Raw genomic sequence first — 4,415 nt, forward strand, 5'->3', positions numbered from 1 at the left:
AGTGATGGTGTAGGCGAAGGTTTCGGTGCCGTTACCGCCGCCGGTCAAGGCTTTGAAATCGGCATCGCTGGTGTTCAGGGTGTAGGTGTAAGTGCCGTCGGCGTTCAGAACCAAGGTGCCGTAAGTACCGGTGAACGTGCCGGGCGTGACCGGTCCGGTGGGCACGCGGTCAGCGCCTTGGATGTCATTGTTGAGGACGTTTCCGGTCAGGGTCAGCAAGGTTTCCGAGGCAATGCCGTTGGCGTCGTCAAACGCTTTGGGCACGTCGTCGGTGATATTCACGTCCAGCGTGCCAGTGGCGCTGTCGCCATTGCTGTCGGTGGCGATCACGGTGAACTGTTCGCTGAGATTGTTCTCGCCGTCGCCGGCCGCGTGGGTCTCGTTGCCGTTGAGGGTGTAGCTGTAGCTGACCGTGCCGGTCGCCGCGTTGTAACCGGTGATGGTCAGGGTGTTGCCCAGTTGCGTGGTGATCGACTGGGGAAAGCCGATCGGCACGCCGCCAACAATCACGTTGATGCCGCCGATGCTCAGGCTGTTCAAACCATCCGCTGCCGAGACCGTGAAGTTGCCACTTTGCGTCAGCGCGCCTGGATTGGCCGCTGTACCGTCAGGCAGATTGGCTTCATTGAGGTTCAGCTCGCCATCCGCCCCATTGAGGCCGTTGAGGATGACCGGGTTGTTCACTGGTGGCAGTGGCACCACGACCGGCGCTGGCGTGTCGTCGCCATTGTCGATGTCCGCGTCGCGACGATATTCGGGAAACTCGGGAATGCCATTGAAGCCAGCGGTGGGGAAACCGATGATCGGATCGACTCGGCCGCCGACTTCGGTGAGCAGAACGAAGCTGTGCCCGCCGCCCAGTTCACCGGTATTGCCGGTGGGCGCGTTGGGGCCGGCGGCAGTGGCTTCGGCAGTTTTGCTTGGGTCTTCACCGGCGGCGATGGCTTGCTGGATTTGCTCGACATCGGTCAGTTGCGCCTGGCTCGGGGTCTGCGCTTCGTCGACGTTCACCGGCACCGCTTGGTCGGCCAGCAATTGCCCGGTCATGGTGATGCTGCTGCCCCGGCCGAGGGTCAATTCCTCGCCGTTTTGCAGTTTCACTGCCACCGCGCCTTCCGCGCCGGTGATCAGTTGATCGCCAGCGTACAAACGATCGCCTTCGAACAGCGGACGCTTGATGCCGTCGCTCGCCTGGGCGAACACCTGACCAATGACTTTTGTGACCGTACCGATGAGCGTTGCCATGTGAAATCCTCCGCTGCCGACCACCGTCGGCACTGGTTCGCGAAGCAGCCCATGGCTCAATCGGGTTGCCGGGGGCGACGCTCGCACCCTCGACAGTTCGTTTCGCAGGCCCGGTTTGAGGTGAATTGTCAGCGCTATCAAGCACTTGCCAACCCTGTTCAATCCATCGACCCACTAGCGCTACGTAACGGTGGTGAATCACCCGAGTGACAAAAATCTGTCGCTCATTCCCCGCTACGCGTCCCTCCCCTTCAGCAGTACTTCGCAGTGTCTCGCAAAGTGAATGGAACTTTCCTCAAGCCTTTTCGAGCTCCCTAAAGCGCATAAAACAAAGGCTTTCGAGCTGAACAATGTGCTGCTTTTGAAAAACCGCATAAGTTTTTTTTGGAGTAAACCTTATGAAAATTTTTTCTTAGCTACGCTCTAGGATGTTCTTAGCTCTGTTGTTACAAGAGTGAAACGCTTACACCCTAAATTTACGTCAAATATTTGGCGACGGTAACACAACATTGAGATCCAGGGAGATGCACCCATGCGCGTTTTAACCCCCCTCTGCAGCGCGGTTTTGCTGGCCATGGCTTGCACTTCCCAAGCCCAGGCGATGAACCTCACCGAGGCGATTCAGAGCACCATCGCTACCCACCCGGAACTGGCTTCGCGCGTGGACGCCCGCCTGTCTGCGGATGAGCAGGTGAAAGTGGCCAAGGGCGGGTTTTATCCGTCGGTCGATCTGAACGCTGCCTACGGGCGCGGCTACAGCGACAACACCAACACCCGTGCCTTCGGTAATCACAACACCGAAATTCTCAATTACACCCAGTCCGAGCTGCGCTTGCGGCAGATGATCTTCGACGGCTTCAACACCGCCAACGAGGTCGAGCGCACCAAGGGCGTGTCCAATTCGCGCGCCTACTACGCGCAAGGCACCGCACAGGACCTGGCCCTACGCACCATCGAGGTCTACCTCGAAGTGCTCAAGCGGCGTGAACTGGTGACGCTGGCCAAGAACAACCTGCAGGCGCACTTGCGCGTCAACGATCAGATCGGCCTGCGCACCGAGCGCGGCATCGGCAGTACCGCCGACTCCGATCAATCGGTTGCCCGTCGTGCACTGGCGCAGAACAACCTCGACACCGCCGAAGTCGATCTGGCCGACGCCGAATCGAATTTCTACAGCGTGGTCGGACGCATGCCCGATGAGCTGGAAACCCCGGCCTCGACTCGCGGTGAGATGCCACCGGACCTGCGTGAAGCGCAGCAAAGCATGGTCGACAACAACCCGTACCTGAAATCGGCCCAGGCTGACGTGCAGTCCGCCGAGAGCCAGTACGAAGTGGCCAAGTCGCCGTTCTACCCGCGCTTCGATGCCGAAGCAGCAGTCGGCGCAAACAACAACGTGCAGGGTGATGAAGGCCACGACAACGAATGGCGTGTCGGTGTGGTGATGAACTACAACCTGTTCCGTGGCGGCAGCGACAAGGCACGTCTGGCCGCGAATGCCCACGACATCAACCAGGCGATGGACATCCGCAACAACGCCCTGCGTCAGCTCAACGAGAACATTCGTCTGGCCTGGAACGCCATGGAAAATGCCAAGAAGCAGACGCCGACCGCTCGCGAATACGCAGAAACCACCAAACGCGTGCGCGCCGCTTATCAGGACCAGTTCGGCCTCGGCCAACGCACCCTGCTCGACCTGCTCGACAGCGAAAACGAGCTGTACAACGCCAACCGTCGCTACACCGAAATCCGCTACACCGAGGAATACTCGATGTACCGCGTGCTGGCGAACATGGGCCAGTTGCTGAGCAAGCAACGCGTGGTGCTGCCGGCTGATGCGATTGCCACGACCGAAGTGAAAAACCAGGCGCGCCTGCCGGAACTGAAATAAACGGTGCAGGAACTGACTTTGCCCTGATCGTTCCCACGCGCAGCAAAGGAATGCCTCAAGGGACGCTCCGCGTCCAGTGACGCGGAGCGTCACGGGCTGCATTCCCACGCGTGAGCGTGGGAACGATCCGATAACCGAGCCCGCTCAACAGAGGCAATCACTATGACCAGCATGGAACCCGGCGCCACCGGGGTCGATCCGCGCCTGAGCTTCGACGACCCGTTACTCGACGGCCTGCTGATCCTCTGCAAACTGCATGGCGCCACGGTCAGTCGTGCCAGCCTGAGCGCCGGGCTGCCTCTGAACAAACAACGCCTGAGCCTCGATCTGCTGCCCCGTGCAGCCGCGCGGGCCGGATTGCAGGCGCGCTTGTTGCGCCGTGACCTGAAAGACATTTCGCCGCTGAACCTGCCGATCCTGCTGCTGCTCAACGACGGCCGCACCGCCGTGCTGCGGCGCTTTGGCGAGGATGGCAAAGCCCTGCTGCTGCCCAGCGAAGCCGACGGCGGCGAGCAATGGGTCAGTCGCGAAGAGCTCAGCGAACACTACATCGGCCAGGCCTTGTTCGCCCGTCCGCGCCACGAACTCGAAGACCTGCGCGCGCCGCTGGTGCCACGGGTAAATGCGTGGTTTCGCGACACCCTTAAACTGTCGAAATGGCTGTACAGCGATGCGATTCTCGCCAGTTTTCTGATCAACCTGCTCGGCCTGATGGTGCCGCTGTTCGTCATGCAGACCTACGATCGCGTGGTGCCCAATCAGGCGACCTCGACGCTGTGGGTGCTGTCGATCGGTTTGCTGATCGGTACCGGTTTTGAATTGGTGCTGCGCGTGGTGCGTGCGCACCTGCTCGACACCGCCGGCAAGAAAACCGATGTGATCCTCTCGGCAACGTTGTTCGAGCGCATCACCGGCATGTCGATGAAAGCGCGGCCGGCGACCATCGGCGGCTTTGCCCAGAGCATTCACGACTTTCAGGGCCTGCGTGAGTTTCTCACCGCCGTGACCCTGACCAGCCTGATCGACTTGCCCTTCGTGGTGTTGATGCTGGTAGTGATCGGCCTGCTCGGCGGCTGGCTGGTGGTGATTCCGCTGCTGGCGTTTCCGATCACCATCATCTTCGCCATGGCGATTCAGGTGCGCCTGCGTGACACCGTGCAGAAAAGCCTGAGCCTCGGCGCCGAGCGTCAGGCAGTGCTGATCGAAACCCTCGGCGGTCTGGAAACCCTCAAGGCCTGCGGCGCCGAAAGCGAGCGCCAGCACAAATGGGAAAGCACCC

Annotated in this window: 3 protein-coding genes; 2 read left to right on the plus strand and 1 reads right to left on the minus strand. The window is 60.6% G+C overall.

Annotated elements, in window-relative coordinates; genetic code table 11:
* The coding region (locus OQK_RS03530) for a retention module-containing protein (RefSeq protein WP_038860502.1) at nucleotides 1–1,245 on the minus strand (1,245 nt) is incomplete at its 3' end.
* 532 nt (nucleotides 1,246–1,777) lie between these two features.
* Between OQK_RS03530 and OQK_RS03535 the strand changes: the two genes are divergently transcribed.
* Entirely contained in the window at nucleotides 1,778–3,136 is a 1,359-nt protein-coding gene (locus OQK_RS03535; protein ID WP_016771146.1) for a TolC family outer membrane protein, read from the plus strand.
* A 162-nt stretch (nucleotides 3,137–3,298) separates the two neighbouring features.
* A partial coding sequence (locus OQK_RS03540) for an ABC transporter transmembrane domain-containing protein (protein ID WP_038860504.1) occupies nucleotides 3,299–4,415 on the plus strand: 1,117 nt, incomplete at its 3' end.

It is taken from the genome of Pseudomonas sp. R62, from assembly GCF_000257605.1.
Classification (GTDB): Bacteria; Pseudomonadota; Gammaproteobacteria; order Pseudomonadales; family Pseudomonadaceae; genus Aquipseudomonas; species Aquipseudomonas atacamensis.